At 73.9% G+C, this 14,437-nt stretch carries 14 protein-coding genes; 8 read left to right on the forward strand and 6 right to left on the reverse strand.

What is annotated here, in order from left to right; all coding sequences use genetic code 11:
* Nucleotides 1-13: 13 nt before the first annotated feature.
* From ACFVYI_RS22335 to ACFVYI_RS22365, 7 genes are all read left to right on the forward strand, one after another.
* Entirely contained in the window at nucleotides 14-835 is an 822-nt protein-coding gene (locus ACFVYI_RS22335; RefSeq protein WP_387888266.1) for a LysM peptidoglycan-binding domain-containing protein, read from the forward strand.
* Nucleotides 832-2,649, forward strand: coding sequence for a VgrG-related protein (locus tag ACFVYI_RS22340; RefSeq protein ID WP_387888267.1), 1,818 nt, complete (start codon nucleotides 832-834; stop codon nucleotides 2,647-2,649). Before ACFVYI_RS22335 ends, ACFVYI_RS22340 begins: the two co-directional genes overlap by 4 nt.
* 68 nt (nucleotides 2,650-2,717) lie before the next feature.
* The gene (locus ACFVYI_RS22345) at nucleotides 2,718-3,035 is read left to right on the forward strand and encodes a PAAR domain-containing protein (RefSeq protein WP_387888269.1); all 318 of its coding nucleotides are present in this window, start codon (nucleotides 2,718-2,720) and stop codon (nucleotides 3,033-3,035) included.
* Nucleotides 3,035-3,457, forward strand: coding sequence for a GPW/gp25 family protein (locus ACFVYI_RS22350; RefSeq protein ID WP_387888272.1), 423 nt, complete (start codon nucleotides 3,035-3,037; stop codon nucleotides 3,455-3,457). The genes ACFVYI_RS22345 and ACFVYI_RS22350 overlap by 1 nt, the downstream gene beginning before the upstream one ends.
* Nucleotides 3,457-5,418, forward strand: coding sequence for a putative baseplate assembly protein (locus ACFVYI_RS22355; RefSeq protein ID WP_387888274.1), 1,962 nt, complete (start codon nucleotides 3,457-3,459; stop codon nucleotides 5,416-5,418). Before ACFVYI_RS22350 ends, ACFVYI_RS22355 begins: the two co-directional genes overlap by 1 nt.
* On the forward strand, nucleotides 5,415-5,996 hold the full coding sequence (locus tag ACFVYI_RS22360; RefSeq protein ID WP_387888277.1) for a phage tail protein: 582 nt from the start codon (nucleotides 5,415-5,417) through the stop codon (nucleotides 5,994-5,996). Before ACFVYI_RS22355 ends, ACFVYI_RS22360 begins: the two co-directional genes overlap by 4 nt.
* 5 nt (nucleotides 5,997-6,001) lie before the next feature.
* The gene (locus ACFVYI_RS22365) at nucleotides 6,002-7,042 is read left to right on the forward strand and encodes an NADase-type glycan-binding domain-containing protein (RefSeq protein ID WP_387888280.1); all 1,041 of its coding nucleotides are present in this window, start codon (nucleotides 6,002-6,004) and stop codon (nucleotides 7,040-7,042) included.
* Nucleotides 7,043-7,348: 306 nt separating this feature from the next.
* Here ACFVYI_RS22365 and asnB read toward each other — a convergent pair whose 3' ends face one another.
* Complete coding sequence (gene asnB, locus ACFVYI_RS22370) at nucleotides 7,349-9,223, reverse strand: asparagine synthase (glutamine-hydrolyzing) (RefSeq protein ID WP_387888282.1); 1,875 nt, start codon at nucleotides 9,221-9,223, stop codon at nucleotides 7,349-7,351.
* A gap of 36 nt (nucleotides 9,224-9,259) precedes the next feature.
* Nucleotides 9,260-10,522, reverse strand: coding sequence for an MFS transporter (locus tag ACFVYI_RS22375; RefSeq protein ID WP_387888284.1), 1,263 nt, complete (start codon nucleotides 10,520-10,522; stop codon nucleotides 9,260-9,262).
* A 91-nt stretch (nucleotides 10,523-10,613) separates the two neighbouring features.
* Here ACFVYI_RS22375 and ACFVYI_RS22380 point away from each other — a divergent pair, with 91 nt between their 5' ends.
* Nucleotides 10,614-11,153, forward strand: a complete 540-nt coding sequence (locus tag ACFVYI_RS22380) for a TetR/AcrR family transcriptional regulator (protein ID WP_387888286.1) — start codon at nucleotides 10,614-10,616, stop codon at nucleotides 11,151-11,153.
* Between the two features lie 118 nt (nucleotides 11,154-11,271).
* Here the strand turns inward: ACFVYI_RS22380 and ACFVYI_RS22385 are convergent, their stop codons facing one another.
* From ACFVYI_RS22385 to ACFVYI_RS22400, 4 genes are all read right to left on the reverse strand, one after another.
* Entirely contained in the window at nucleotides 11,272-11,715 is a 444-nt protein-coding gene (locus ACFVYI_RS22385; protein ID WP_387888288.1) for a holo-ACP synthase, read from the reverse strand.
* Nucleotides 11,716-11,800: 85 nt separating this feature from the next.
* Entirely contained in the window at nucleotides 11,801-12,961 is a 1,161-nt protein-coding gene (locus ACFVYI_RS22390; RefSeq protein WP_387888290.1) for an acyl-CoA dehydrogenase family protein, read from the reverse strand.
* Nucleotides 12,954-13,589: a hypothetical protein gene (locus ACFVYI_RS22395; RefSeq protein ID WP_387888293.1), complete on the reverse strand. Its 636-nt coding sequence runs from the start codon at nucleotides 13,587-13,589 to the stop codon at nucleotides 12,954-12,956. Before ACFVYI_RS22395 ends, ACFVYI_RS22390 begins: the two co-directional genes overlap by 8 nt.
* Nucleotides 13,589-14,434, reverse strand: a complete 846-nt coding sequence (locus tag ACFVYI_RS22400) for a hypothetical protein (protein ID WP_387888296.1) — start codon at nucleotides 14,432-14,434, stop codon at nucleotides 13,589-13,591. The genes ACFVYI_RS22395 and ACFVYI_RS22400 overlap by 1 nt, the downstream gene beginning before the upstream one ends.
* Between the last annotated feature and the right edge of the window lie 3 nt (nucleotides 14,435-14,437).

A 14,437-nucleotide genomic window follows, 5' to 3' on the forward strand; every position in this document is an offset into this window, starting at 1 on the left:
AGGAAGCCACGCCATGGCCTTCTCGGCACGCGCCAGCCGCGCCAGGGCCCAGCTCACCCTGAAAGAGCCCCCGGCCTCGGTCGGGGCCAAGCCCGGCGGGACGATCGCCCGGCTCGACCTCCAGTTCAACCCCTCGACCCTGCAGCTGGGCAAGACCACCGAGTGGCGACGGTCCCCGTCCCGGATGGCGGGGCAGTCGGCGCTGCCCGAGTTCGTGGGCAGCGGCCCGCGCACCCTGAGCCTGGAGGTCTTCCTGGACGCCACCGCCACCCACGACGACTCGGTGGAGCAGGCGGTCGAGAAGCTGATGAAGGCGTGCGTGCCGACCCCGGCCAGTCTCGGGCGCAAGAAGCCGGCGAGCCCCTGGGTGCGCTTCGAGTGGGGCAGCGCGCGCACCACCTCGTTCGACGGGGTGCTGTCGAACCTGTCGGTCTCGTACACGCTCTTCGACGTGGACGGCACGCCGTTGCGGGCGACCTGCTCGCTGTCCATCGAGGAGGCGAGCGTCGAACCGCCCGGCCAGAACCCGACGTCGGGCGCGCGCACCGCGCGCAGCACGCACACCCTGGTGGCAGGCGACAGCCTGGCGATGCTGGCCTGGCGCGAGTACGGCGACGCGACGGCCTGGCGGGTCATCGCGGAGGCGAACGGCATCGACGACCCGATGGCGCTCGCCCCGGGCACCGAGTTGGTGGTGCCGGCCCTGCGGGACGACGACCACGCCCGAGCGACCGGCGACAGGCACGCCTTGGACAACGGACTCGACAACGGACTCGACAGCGGACGAAGCAGCGGCAACGGGTTCGGCAACGGCAGCGGCGAGGGGGAACGGTGAGCGGGTTCGATTCCGGGGGCAGGTCCTTCGCGGCCGACCCGATCGTGGAGGCCCCCGGCGAGCTGCCGCAGATCTGGGCGGCGCAGCTGGTCAGCTGCGTGGTCGACGAGAACGTGAGCCTGCCGGACGCCGCCGTGCTCACCTACCGCGACCCCGACCACGAGTTCCTGCGCGCCACCGGCATCACCATCGGCTCCCCGCTCCGCGTGTCGGTGACGACGGCGAAGGGGCAGGCACGGGAGCGGCTGTTCGACGGCGAGGTCACGGCCCTGGAGATCGACCGGGACGGCACCGGGTCGTTCACCGTCGTCCGCGCCTACTCCAAGGCCCACCGGCTCCAGCGCGGCCGCAAGGTCGTCGCGTACCGGAACATGACGGCCGCGGACATCGTCCGCAAGGTGGCCGCGGGCGCCGGCCTGGCCGTCGGGAGGGTGGAGGCCGCGCCGGTGACGTACCGACAGCTGTCCCAGGCGAACGTCTCCGACTGGGACTTCCTGCAGTTCCTCGCGGGCGAGAGCGGTGCGCGGGTCCGCGTCGACGACAAGGGGCTGCTCCAGTTCACCAGGCCCGCGAAGGCGTCCGGGGCGCCCTCCCCCTCGACGTCGGCCATGCTCGACCCGATGGTCCTGGAGTACGGGCGCAACCTGCTGGCGCTGCGGGCCGCGCTGTCGGCCGCCGACGGTGCCTCGAAGGTGCAGGTGCGCGGCTGGGACGTCGCCACGAAGCGGCCGTTGGTCGCCGAGCAGCCGTCCGTGGTCAGCGACACCGTGGTGCCGGGGCTCGCTCCCGGGTCGGCCGCCCGGTTCGGGACGTCGGCCGTGGCCGTCACCGACACCCCCTACCGGACGCAGGCGGAGACGGCGGCGGTCGCCCGCGCGGCGGCGGCCCGGGTGAGCGCCGGCTTCGGCGACCTGGAGGCGGTGGCCGAGGGCAATCCGCTGCTGCGGGCGGGCAAACCGGTGGCGCTGGGCAACGTGGGGCCGGCGTTCTCCGGCCGGTACACGGCGACGGCCGTGCAGCACGTGCTGGAGCCGCACGGCGGCTACCGCACCACCGTGTGGGTCGGCGCCGGCCCGGACCGCTCCCTGCCCGGTCTGATGACCGGCGCCGACGCTCCGGGACGCGGCCCGCGCATCCCCGGTCTGGCGATCGGCGTGGTGACGGACGTGCGCGAGCCGAACGGCTCCGAACGCGGCGCGGTGCGCCTGACGTTCCCCTGGCTGGACGACACGTACGTCACCGACTGGGTGCGCACCGTCCAGTGGGGCGGCAAGGGCGGTGGCGGGGTGGTGAGCCCCGAGGTCAACGACGAGGTGCTGGTCGGGTTCGAGCAGGGCCTGTTGGACAGTCCGTACGTGATCGGCGGGCTCTACAACGGGGTGGACCAGCCCTCACCGCACGAGGTGCCGCTGGTCGACGCGACCAGCGGCAAGGTCAACCGCCGTTCGGTGGCCTCGCGTTCGGGTCACCGCGTGGAGCTGCTGGACGCGCCGGCGCCGGGCCCCTCCGGGCTGCGGCTGGTGACCGGGGACGAACGGCTGGAGGTCCGCCTGGACGACCGCCGGGACCGGATCGAGCTCACCGTGTACGCGGGACGGAACCGTCCGCTGACCTCCGTCCTGCTGGACCGGGACGGCATCACGCTCGACGCCCGGCAGGGCACCGTGAAGGTGACCGGCCGGCAGGTGGACATCGACGGCACGGCCGGGGTCAGCATCGGCGGCCGGTCGGTCCAGGTGTCCGGGACGGCGGACGTCTCCGTCGACGGCGGCCTGCTCGCCGTCCTCAAGGCCCGCCTCATCCGGATCAACTGACCCCACGTGAGCGTCCCCCTCTCCCTCGACCGTTCTCCCCTCTCCCCCTTCTCCCCGAGGAGCCCCCGATGCCAGCCGCAGCCCGTACCGGTGACCCCACCAACCACGGTGGCCGGATCGCGACCCCGCCGCCCGGCACCGCCGCGCGGGTGGCGACGGTGCTGATCGGCGGGCGGCCCGCCGCCGTGGTGGGCAGCCTGCACGTCTGCCCGGTACCGCCGCACGCGGCCCTGGGGCCGGGGAACGTGCTGGTGCCCAACCCGGCCGCGGTCACCGGGGGTGCGGTGCTGATCGGCGGACTGCCCGCCGCGCGGGCCCGCGACCAGGCGGCGTGCGGCGCGGCGGTCCTGACCGGTGCGCCCGACGTGCTGATCGGAGGCGTGTGATGGGCGATCGGTTCATCGGGCGCGGCTGGGCGTTCCCGCTGCGGGTCGGGCCGACCGGCGGGATCGCCATGGTCGAGCGGGAGCGGGAACTGGAGGAGGCCATCCGCCTCGTGCTGGGCACCGCGCCCGGCGAGCGACCGATGCGGCCCGACTTCGGCTGCGGCATCCACGAGTACGTCTTCGCTCCCGGCGACGGCGTCACCGCCGGGCGGATCGCCCAGCAGGTGCGCGAGGCGCTGGAGCGCTGGGAGCCGCGGATCGCGGTGGACGAGGTCGTCGTGGCCTTCGACGCGGTGGAGGCGGCCACCCTCTACATCGACGTGCGCTACACGGTGCGCACCACCAACGACCGGCGCAACCTGGTCTTCCCCTTCTACACGATCCCCTCCGAGGAGGGGACCGAGGAAACGGTCGCGGACTGATGGCCCTGCCCTCCCCCAACCTGGACGACCGACGGTTCCAGCAGCTCGTCGACGAGGCGAAGCGGTACGTGCAGCAGCGCGCCCCGGAGTGGACCGACCACAACGTCTCCGACCCTGGCGTCACCCTGATCGAGACGTTCGCCTACCTCGTGGACCAGCTGCTGTACCGGCTGAACCGGGTCCCGGACAAGAACTACCTGGCCTTCCTGGACCTGTTGGGCATCCGGCTGTACCCGCCGTCGGCGGCCGTCGCCGAGGTCGACTTCTGGCTGTCGGCCCCCCAACCGGACACGGTGACGCTGCCCGCGGGCACCGAGGTGACGACCGCGGCCGGCGAGACCGAGGCGGCCGTGGTCTTCGCCACCACCGACGACCTGCGCATCGTGCCGAGCGAGCTGACCCGGCTGGTCACCGCGCCCCGCACCGGTGAGCAGACCGACCGGACGGGTGCGCTGGCCGAGGGCCGGGACATCCCGTGCTTCCAGGCCGCGCCCGAGCCCGGCGACGCGCTGCTGTTCGGCCTGCCGACGGCGGTGCCGCGCTGCGTGGTCGCGGTCCGCCTCGACAGCCGCGTCGAGGGCGTCGGCGTCGACCCGCGCCAGCCCCCGCTGGTGTGGGAGGCGTGGGACGGCGGCCGGTGGCAGCGCTGCGAGACCGGCGCCGACAGCACCGGCGGGTTGAACCGGCCCGGTGAGGTCATCGTGTACGTTCCGGCCGGACACACGGCGTCGCTGGTCAGCGGGACCAGGGCGGGCTGGCTGCGCTGCCGGGTCACCGAGGCGGAGCCGGGGCAGCCGTTCTACTCGGAGTCACCGACGGTGCGCGAGGCCGCCGTCTTCACCGTCGGCGGCACGACGGCCGTGGAGCACGCCGAGCGGGTGACCGACGTACCGCTCGGCGTGTCGGAGGGGGTGGCGGGGCAGTCCTTCCGGCTCGGCCGCCCGCCCGTGCTGCTCGACGGGGAACCCCCGGTGGTGGAGGTGTCCTCCCCGGACGGCTGGCAGCGCTGGGAGGTGGTGGAGCACTTCGGGCGCTCGGGGCCGGCCGACCGGCACGTCCGGGTGGACGCCACCACCGGCGAGTTCGCGTTCCCGCCGGTGCTGCGCGAGGCCGACGGCACCCTGCGTCCGTGCGGGGCCGTGCCGGCCAAGGGCGCCCGGATCCGCGTGGCCCGCTACCGCACCGGCGGCGGCCCGGCGGGCAACGTCTCCCGCGGCGCGGTCTCCGTCCTGCGCAGCTCCGTCCCGTACGTCGCCCGGGTCGTCAACCGGGAGGCGGCGCGCGGCGGTGTCGCCGGGGAGACCATCGACAACGCCAAGCTGCGGGCACCGGAGACGCTACGCATGCAGGAGCGCGCGGTGACCGCCGAGGACTACGAGATCATCGCCCGGCAGGCGGCACCCTCCGTGCGCCGGGTCCGCTGCCTGCCCGACCGGGACGCGGGCGCGGGCGCGGTACGGGTCCTGGTGGTGCCGGACGCGGTGGCCGACGAGGGCGGCCGGCTGCGCTTCGAGCAGCTGATCCCGTCCGACCAGGTCCTCGCCAGGATCACCACGGCCCTCGACGAGCGGCGCCTGATCGGCACCCGGCTCCTCGTCGAGCCGCCGTTCTACCAGGGCGTCACCGTCGTCGCCCGGCTCTCGGCACCGGCCGCGGACGCCGACCGGGTGCGCGACGCGGCGCTCGACGCGCTCTACCGGCACCTCGACCCCTTGCGCGGCGGGCCCGACGGAACGGGCCGGCCGTTCGGGCGGCCCGTGCAGTACGGGGAGGTGTTCGGCGTGCTGCAACGCGCCGTCGGGGAGGTGGTGGTGGAGGAGATCCGGCTGTTCGCCGCCGACCCGGTCACGGGCCGGCGCGGCGCCCCGGTCGACCGGATCGACGTCGGCGCGGGCGCGCTGGTCTTCTCCTACCAGCACCAGGTGCTCGTGACCGCCCGGGAGCCGGAGGTGCGCGGATGAGCCGGGCCGCCGTCCCGGGCCTGCCCAGCCGGCACCCGATCGGCGAGCAGCTGCCCGCGCTGTACGCCGACGACGACTTCGCGCAACGGTTCACGGCGGGGCTGGACACGGTACTGGCCCCGGTGTTCACCACCCTCGACAACCTGCCCTCGTACTTCGATCCGCGACTGGCCCCGGCCGACTTCCTGGCCTGGCTGGCCACCTGGGTGGGCGGCGCCGACGACCCGCGCTGGCCGCTGGCGCCGCGCCGCGAGGCGGTGGCCCGCGCGGTGGAACTGCACCGCTGGAGCGGCACCCGGCGCGGCCTGGTCGAGGCCCTGCGCCTGGTCCTGGGCGTGTCCGCCGAGATCACCGGGGACGGCGGGGCCGCCTGGTCGAGCACGGCCGGTGCCGCACTGCCGCCCGCCCCGGCCGACGAGGTGGTCGTCCGGGTGTGGCCGCGGCACGGCGGAGCGGTGGACGCGGCGCACGAGCTGGACGCGGACCGGGTCCGCGCGCTGGTCCGGAGCCTGTGCCCGGTCCACACGGTCTGCCGGGTGGAGGTCCTACCGGGACCGCCCACGAGTGAGGAGGGGTGACAGTGATGCGCGAGTGTCCCGTGTGCGGGGCGTCCAACGGCCCGACGGACGGCTTCTGCGGCAACTGCGGCTCGTACCTGGACTGGTCGGACGCCCCGGCCACCCCGGCTGACCCGGCTGACCCGGCTGCCGACCCCCCGGCGGAAGCCGCCGCACCCCGGCCCGCCGACCCCTCACCACCCGCCGAACCCCGGCCCGCCGAACCCTCGCCACCCGCCGAACCCCCTCGCCCCTCCGACCCTCCTCCCCCCGACTCACCGCAGCCCGACTCACCGCAGCCCGTGCGGCCGGCGAAGGCCGTCGCACCGCGTCCGGTCGTCCGGCCGGTCCCGGTGGACGACGACGCCGCCGGGACGCCCTGTCCCTCCTGCGGCACGCCCAACCCGCCCGACCGCCGCTTCTGCCGCCGCTGCGCGACCCCGCTCACGCCCGGTACGGCCCCACCGCCGCTCCCCTGGTGGCGGACGATCTGGCCGCTGCGCCGCGGCACCCGGGCCGGCTCGGGCCGGACGACGCGCTTCCTGGTGATCCTGGCCGTGGTGCTGGCCCTGTGCGCGGGCGGCTTCCTGCTGCTGCCGGCCGGCCGGAACCTGATCGAGGACACCCGGGACAAGCTGGGCAAGAGCAAGCCGGTGACCCCGGTCCGCGTGGAGGCGAGTGCCGAGGTACCCGGCCACCCGGCCGGCAACGCCACGGACGGGCTCAGCAACCGCTACTGGGGTGCACCGGGCCCTGGCGCCTCGGTCACCTACACCTTCGCCAAGCCCTTCCGCCTGGTGGCCGTGATCGTCACCAACGGCGCCTCGACCTCACCCGAGGACTACGCCCGCGAGGGCCGGGCACTGCGGATCGACCTGGAGGTGACGGCCTCGGACGGCCGGAAGACGGTCAAGAAGCTGACCCTGACCGACAAGCCCGGCCCGCAGACCTTCCCCACCGGCATCAGCGACGCCACCACCGTCCGCCTGACCCTCGACGCCCCCGCAGGCCTGGACGGCGACCGCCATCTCGCCCTGGCCGAGCTGGAGTTCTTCCAGCGGAGCTGAGTCCCCGCGGGCGCCGTGCTCACGGGACTCACCGGGGTGTTCACGTGATGCCGGCACCGCTCGTGGTTCGAGCTGCGAACGGCGCTGGTCCCCGGCAAGACCGCAAGACGGCGGCGAAGCGGCCGTCCATCAACTGTCGACCCATCCACAGGAAGGCCGCTGACCTGGGATCACTCCCGGTCAACGGCCTTCCGCATCACTGTCGGGACGACAGGATTTGAACCTGCGGCCCCTTGCCCCCCGCAGCCGAGTGCGCCACCACGGCTAGGTCCCGGCGGCGTCCGGCGGGCCGGTCGAGTACCGCTGTCAGACCGTCAGGAGGCCGTCGAGCCGGACGTCGTGGAGCTTGAGCCAGGCGTCCAACCGGACCGGGGGCTCCGTGTAAACCGATCGCTGCATCATGGAGTAGGCGTTCTCGACCGGCGCGGCGAGGTGGTCCCGGACGGCGTCGAGGTTCAGCAGCGGCCGCGCCGGGGCGTCCCGGTCGGCGGCGATCCGGGCGAGCTCGCGGTTGATGGCCCGGTCGTAGCCGAGGTCCTGGGTCGAGGGGTAGGGGGCCTTTCGGCGCTGCACGATCGACTGCGGCAGCAGGTCCTTGGTGGCGTGGCGCAGCAGGCTCTTCTCCCGCCCGTCGAACGTCTTGAACGCCCAAGGCGTGTTGTAGACGTACTCGACGAGCCGGTGGTCGCAGAACGGCACCCGGACCTCCAAGCCGGTCGCCATGCTCATCCGGTCCTTGCGGTCGAGCATCATCTGGAGGAACCGGGTGATGTTGAGGTGGCTGGCGAGGCGCATCCGCCGTTCGAGGTCGCTGTCCCCGGGCAGGTGGGTGACCTGGCCGACGGCCGTGCGGTACTCGTCGGCGACGTACTCGGCCAGGTTGAGTGACTTGACCAGGCCCGGGTCGAGGAAGCTGGTCGCCTGCTCGCTCACCGGGACCCGGTTGATGGCGTGCCACGGGAAGGTGTCGGCCTGCGAGGCCACCGGGTCGTGGAACCAGAGGTACCCGCCGAAGACCTCGTCGGCCGACTCCCCGGAGAGGGCGACGGTCGAGCTCTCGCGGACCGCCTTGAACAGCAGGTAGAGCGAGGGGTCGTGGTCGCCGATGCCGTAGGGCAGGTCCCAGGCCCGCAGCACGGTGTCGCGGACGCCGGGGTCGACGAGCTGCGCGGTGTCGAGGAGGATCTCGCGGTGCTCGGTGCCGACGTGGCGGACGAGTTCGGCGGCGAACGGGGCGTCCGGCGCGTCCCGGAACTGCTCGGGCTTGAACTCCCCGGCCAGTCCGACGAAGTCGACGGAGAAGGTCCGGACCCGGCTGCCGTCCTTGGCGTCGAGCGAGCGCTGGGCCAACGCGGTGAGGGCGCTGGAGTCGAGGCCGCCGGAGAGCAGCGCGCAGAGCGGCACGTCGGAGACCATCTGCCGGCTCACCGCGTCCTCGATGAGCTCACGGACGGTGGCGACGGTGGTGTCGAGGTCGTCGGTGTGCGGGCGGGTCTCCAGCGACCAGTAGCGCTCCTCGCGCAGCCCGTCGCGGCCGACCCGCAGGATGTGGCCCGGCCGCACCTCGTAGAGGTTCTTCAACGGGGTCCGGCCGGGCACCCGGGCGAGGGCGAGGGCGTCGCGCAGACCGTCCAGGTCGAGCGTCGCGGTGCTCCGCGGGTTGGCGAGGATGGCCTTGGGCTCGGACCCGAAGAGCACGCCGCCGTCGACGGGGTAGTAGAAGAGCGGCTTGACGCCGAGGCGGTCGCGGACCAGGAGCAGCTCCTGCGTCCGGGTGTCCCAGATGGCCAGGCCGAACATGCCGTTGAATCGGTGGACGAACTCGCTCCCCCACTGGAGGTACGAGCGCAGCACCACCTCGGTGTCGCTCCTGGTGAGGAAGCGGTGGCCGAGCAGGACCAGTTCCTCGCGGATCTCCTGGAAGTTGTAGACCTCGCCGCTGTAGCTGAGGACCACGAGCGGCCGGCCGTCCGGACCCGTCTCCGGAGTGATCATCGGCTGGGCGCCGCCCTCGATGTCGATCACCGCGAGCCTGCGGTGGCCGAGCATCGCGTGCGGGGCCGTCCAGACGCCTTCGGCGTCAGGCCCCCGGCAGGCCATGGTGTCCGTCATGGCCTGCGCGGTCGCGCCCTCCTTGGTCAGGTCGCGACCGAAGTCCACCCAGCCGACTATTCCACACATCTCGGGCATACCTTTCGTCGAGTGATCGAGCGCATTTCAGTGGTACGTATCGACCTCCGACGGCTCCACCGCCGCCGGGGTACGCGAGGACAACCGGTGCGCCAGCTCGGACAGACCCAGGGCGACCACGGCCAGCCCCGCTCCGATGAAGCTGATCCGGTCCGCACCGATCGAGCTCATGCCGACCGCCCCGATGACACCGGAGAAGGCGATGGCGAGGTAGAGGAAGGCCGCGTTGAGCGAGATCAGCAGGGGCGCGGACTCGGGTTCGAGGGTGATCAGACGGGTCTGCTGGGGGGCCGTGATGGCCCAGGCCGCGACACCGTACGCCACGATGACGACCAGCGCGGCCGGGTACGTGCCGGTGGTCAGCGGGAGGACGACGAGACTGAGGGCCAGCAGCACGATGGCGCCGCCCACCACCGGCCGGGCACCGATCCGGTCGACCAGCGCGCCGGCGTAGAAGTTGCCGACGGTCCCGGTCAGACCGAAGGCGAACATGAGGATCGCCAGCTTGGTGCCGCTGTCGCCGGTCGCGGAGGAGAACACCTCGGCCATGTAGGTGTAGACGATGTACGCGGCGGTGAAGGCGACCAGCGTGGTCGCGAGCACGGTGACCACCCGGCGGTCGCCGAGCGGGGCGAGCCGCTGGCGCAGCCCGCCGGGGGCCGGCACGGACACCCGGGGCACCAGGGCCAGCACCCCGAGCAGGCCCAGGAGCGTCAGCGCCGTGATGAACCACATCGTCGCCCGCCAGCCGAGGACGCTGCCGACCACGGTGCCGATCGGCGCGCCCAGGGCCGTCGCCGCCGTCAGCCCGGTGGTCACCGCGGCGATGGCCCTGCCCCGGCGTTCGGGTTCGACCAGGCTGGCGGCCGTGACGCTGGCCGCCGGGATGTACAGGCCGGCGCCCGCCGCGGCGATCATCTGCGCCACCAGGACGACCGCGAAGGACGGGGCGAACCCGGTCGCGATCACGCCCACCATGTAGAGCAGGACGGCGAGCTTGAGCACCCGGTGGCGGGGCCAACCGGCGGTCAGGGTGCCGAGGACCGGCGACATCACGGCGCAGGTCAGCGCGAACACCGTGACGGTCTGGCCGGCGGTGGCGATCGAGACGTCCAGGGACTTGCTGAACTCGGGCAGCACCCCGGCGAGCACGAACTCGTCGGTACCGAGCGCGAAGGTGCCGAAGCCGAGCACCAGGACGGCTCGCCACGCACTCCTCGCCGACACCGCCTCGGTGTCGTCGTCGGCCATTAATGCTGTTCCCGTGCCGGAAGCGGTCAGCCGGGCCATGGGCCCTCCTTCATTCGGTACCGATCGGTTCTATTCAAAAGGACGGTACCGCTCGGTGCCGTTTGCGGTCAAGATCCGCTACCGTGGACGCATGGCGACCCATGCACGCGACCGCCTCCTCCAGACCGCGGAGGAGCTCTTCTATGCCGAGGGGATCCACGCCGTCGGCGTGGAGAGACTGCTGGCCGTCTCCGGGGTCGGGCGGGCCTCCTTCTACCGGCACTTCACCGGCAAGGACGCCCTGGTGGCGGCCGTCCTGACACGTCGGGACAAGAACTGGCGCGCCTGGCTCGAAGACGCCGTGGACGCCCACGGGGGCGGGCCACTGGCGGTCTTCGACGCCCTCGCGGAGGGGGCGACGGACGTCAACTTCCACGGCTGCGCGTTCATCAACGCCATGGCGGAGGTGTCCGACCCCGCCAGCGAGGTGTACCGGCTGGCGGAAGCGCACAAACAGGCGGTGACCGACTTCCTCGACCGCCTGCTCGAAGCCGCCGGGCACAGCCGGCACTCCGAACTCGCCCCGCAGTTCGCCCTGCTGATGGACGGAGCCATCGTCACGGCAATGCGCGAGCGCAACGCCGGGCCGGCCCTGCTGGCCCGCCGGATGGCGGAGCGGCTCCTCGACTGAACGCCGCCCCCGTCCCGGGAGGACCGGCACGGCCCCCGCGACGGGCGGGCGGCGGGCCGGTCCGGGGAGGGCGGCGCCTCCGGCGGTCGTGGCGGTCGTGGCACGGGCTCTCCCCCTCTCACTGTCCGTTTCGTCGGTCAGGACCCCCGTGCCCGGCCCGGGCCACCGGCGGCGCGTCGGCCGCGGTCCTGTCCGGTGTCCCGATGGCGGCGGCGATGACCAAACCCCGCTTGTGCGTGATCGAGACCCCGATGCCCGCGATGCCGCGCTCCCGGGCCCGCAGCGCGGCCCGGCCGCCGAGCCGGACCACCGGCGCCCCGCCGTCGGCGCGCAGGACGGCCACCTGCCGGGGGGTCACTCCCCCGCCGAAGCCCGTGCCGATCACCTTCAGCACGGCCTCCTTGGCGGCGAACCGGCCGGTGAGGAACTCCCGGGCCCGCTCGGCCCCGTAGGAGTCCGCGATCTCCAGCTCCGCCGGCGCGTAGGCGTACGCCCGGAACCAGGGCCGGCCGAGCAGCGCCGCCAGCTCGCCCTCCTGGAGGACGTCGACACCGATCCACACGGTCAGCGCACCCCCGGCCGAGGCGGCCGGACGGACCCGGCCCGGACGGCGGGCAGGGCCGGTACGGCGCTCGCGCGAACCGGACTCACCGGAGGAACGTGCCCTTGAGCACGCCCTGGAAGACGGCCAGCCGCTGGATGTGCCCGGTGCCCTCCATGAACTCGAAGGCCCGCGCGTCCCGGTACAGCTTGTCGAGCAGCGGATCCGCCAGCAGGGCGCCCGGGCCCAGCAGTTCGGCGGCGGCCAGGGTGCTGCGCTCGGCGAGTTCGGCGGCGCGCGTCTTGACCCCGGCGATCCGGTCCGCACGCGCCTGGCCCGCGTCGATCGCGGCGGCGACCTCGTAGTTCCGGTGCCGCAGCGCGGCAAGGGCGTCCACCAGCTCGTCCAGCCGCAGCCGGGCCGTACCGGTGAGCCCCGGGCGCTCCTCCCGTACGTGCTCCAGCACCGCGCGGACCAGCCCCAGCGCCGTCCCGGCGAGCACCGGACGGAACCGCTGCAAGGTCCGGATGGCGCCGACCAGCCCGCGCCGGCTGGGCTTGAGCGTCTCGTAGCCGAGGATCTGCTCACGCTCGACCCGCACGTCCTCGAACCGGATCGCGGAGATCCGCGCGCCGCGCAGGCCTACGGTCGGGATCAGCTCGGCCCGCAGGCCCGGCGCCGTGGTGTCCAGCAGCACCGCCTCGACGCCGAGCGGTCCCGGTGCCCGGCGGCAGAACACCACGCCCAGCTGGGCGAAGGCGGCGTTGCCCACGTAGCGCTTGGCGCCGTTCAGCCGGAAGCCGTCCCCGTCCGGGGTGAGCGCCGTCTCCAGCTCGGCGGCGGCGGACCCCTTGTGGGGCTCGGTCAGTCCGAAGAAGGTCCAGGTCGACCCGGGGGCCGCCACGCGCTCGTAGTAGGCCTGCCGCTGCTTGTCGTCACCCAGCGCGGCGACCGCCACGCCGGACATCAGCGGGCCGGGACAAGAGAGCATGAAGCCCGCGTCTCCGTAGCTCAACTCCTCTATGGCGATGGAGTGTTCGAGGCACGAGCTCATGTCGTAGGTGTGTCCGTCGATGCGCAGGGGCCGCTCCAGGTACTCCACCGGGACGGTGGCCTTGCGCATGATGTCCACCACGGGGAGGTGCAGCCAGCGGTCGATCGCCTCCGGGTCGCGGTCGATCTCCAGACCGATCCCGCGCAGCTCTCCCGCGCACTCCCGGATGTGGGACCTGAGCGCGGCTGTCCGGTGCGGCTCCGGCTCACTCATTCCCGTCCTCGTCTCGTTCTCGGCGGTCCGGCAGGAGGTAGGTGTTGCCCAGCAGTTCGGCGAGGTACAGCAGCCGGCCGGGGCCGTCGGCCACGAAGCCGCTCGCGCCGTACAGCTTGATCGCGACACGGCCCGCGTCCACCAGCCCGCGGTGGATCCGGTGGCGGCGCGCGGCGGTGCGGTCGGGGATCGCCAGCAGGTCGGCCGCCTCGGTGAGGGCCAGCGCGACGTCGGCCACCGCGCTCTGCACCAGCTGACGGTTGAGCAGGTTGGCGCCCTCCGAGGTGCGGTCGCCGAGCCGGACCACGGCGGCGTCGAGCAGCCCGCGGAGCAGCTCCCGGTGGAGCCGGAGCAGCCCGTCGGCGAACAGCTCCCGGGCCCGGTCCGACGACGGCACCCCGGAGCCGGTCACGGCGAGCGCGTCCGAGCCGCCCGGCACGGGGGCGCCCTCCGGCAGGCGCCCGGCCGAGGCGACGGCCCAGCCGCCGGGCGAGCTGACCAGCGCGCCCGGGCCCGCCAGCTCGTGGCAGGCGTCGAGCGCGGCGGCGAAGTCCCGCAGGGCCGCCGCGGCCCCGGCGCCGTCGGTGCCGGCGGGCGCCGCCCCGGGCAGGGTGTCCACCGGCGGCATCAGAGCGCTCCCTCGCCGTAGGCCCCGGTCTCGGCGGAGTCCGAGGACAGCACGGCCAGGTGGCTCTCGCCGGAGCGCGGGTCGGTGTCGCAGAGCAGCACCGTGGTGTACCGGTGCTGCCAGGAGCGCCAGTTCCGGGCCAGCGCCAGCCAGACGCTGGTGCAGTAGCTGCCGGGCTCCACCCGGTGCCGGGGGCCGTCCTGGTCCAGCCCGTGCTGGTCGAACCAGGGCCCGGTGACCACCAGCGTGCCCGCCGGGTCCTTGGCGGCGAGCTCCCCGAGGCGGTCGAAGGGCGACTCGGTGGCGGGGATCGTCTCGACCCCCGCCACCCGGGGTCCGCCGGTGGTGCCGAGGACCAGCGCCACCCCGGAGTCGACCAGGCCGTTGTCGTGGACCAGCGGGAACCGGGTCGGCAGGGTGGTCTGTTCGAGGACGGCGAGCACCGCCGTGCGGCTGCGGCCGGCCCGCTGGAAGGCGGAGACGACCCGCAGCGCGGTGAACGGTGCGGCCAGGCCCTGCTGGCCGATGCCGAGGTTGTTGGCGGACCCGCCGCCGAGCAGCCGGTCGAGGTAGGGCGCGATGGCGACGAACGGCGTCACGTCGGGCAGCGCCTGCGCCACGATCACCAGGTCCGGCGCGCTGTCCCGGACGCCCTCGATCGCCGCGAGCCGGTCGACCAGGTCGCGGTGGGTGACGTTCGGCGCGGAGCGCAGCAGGTCCTGCGACACCTCCAGGCCGAAGGGCTCGACCAGGTCGCGGTAGTAGGAGAGCGTCGTCGGGTCCTCGTCGTACGGCCGGCGCGGCGGGGCGAGCACCGCGCCGGCGGCCTGGAGGGTCGTGGACATCGC

Origin of the sequence: Kitasatospora sp. NPDC058218, assembly GCF_042882445.1 — a bacterium.
Taxonomy (GTDB): Bacteria; Actinomycetota; Actinomycetes; order Streptomycetales; family Streptomycetaceae; genus Kitasatospora.

Bases quoted from the DNA above. Each gene is read 5' to 3' on its own strand.
- ACFVYI_RS22335 (WP_387888266.1), top strand. From the start codon at position 14: ATGGCCTTCTCGGCACGCGCCAGCCGCGCCAGGGCCCAGCTCACCCTG.
- ACFVYI_RS22345 (WP_387888269.1), top strand. From the start codon at position 2,718: ATGCCAGCCGCAGCCCGTACCGGTGACCCCACCAACCACGGTGGCCGG.
- ACFVYI_RS22350 (WP_387888272.1), top strand. From the start codon at position 3,035: ATGGGCGATCGGTTCATCGGGCGCGGCTGGGCGTTCCCGCTGCGGGTC.
- ACFVYI_RS22355 (WP_387888274.1), top strand. From the start codon at position 3,457: ATGGCCCTGCCCTCCCCCAACCTGGACGACCGACGGTTCCAGCAGCTC.
- ACFVYI_RS22360 (WP_387888277.1), top strand. From the start codon at position 5,415: ATGAGCCGGGCCGCCGTCCCGGGCCTGCCCAGCCGGCACCCGATCGGC.
- ACFVYI_RS22365 (WP_387888280.1), top strand. From the start codon at position 6,002: ATGCGCGAGTGTCCCGTGTGCGGGGCGTCCAACGGCCCGACGGACGGC.
- asnB (WP_387888282.1), bottom strand. From the start codon at position 9,223: ATGTGTGGAATAGTCGGCTGGGTGGACTTCGGTCGCGACCTGACCAAG.
- ACFVYI_RS22375 (WP_387888284.1), bottom strand. From the start codon at position 10,522: ATGGCCCGGCTGACCGCTTCCGGCACGGGAACAGCATTAATGGCCGAC.
- ACFVYI_RS22380 (WP_387888286.1), top strand. From the start codon at position 10,614: ATGGCGACCCATGCACGCGACCGCCTCCTCCAGACCGCGGAGGAGCTC.
- ACFVYI_RS22390 (WP_387888290.1), bottom strand. From the start codon at position 12,961: ATGAGTGAGCCGGAGCCGCACCGGACAGCCGCGCTCAGGTCCCACATC.
- ACFVYI_RS22395 (WP_387888293.1), bottom strand. From the start codon at position 13,589: ATGCCGCCGGTGGACACCCTGCCCGGGGCGGCGCCCGCCGGCACCGAC.
- ACFVYI_RS22400 (WP_387888296.1), bottom strand. From the start codon at position 14,434: ATGTCCACGACCCTCCAGGCCGCCGGCGCGGTGCTCGCCCCGCCGCGC.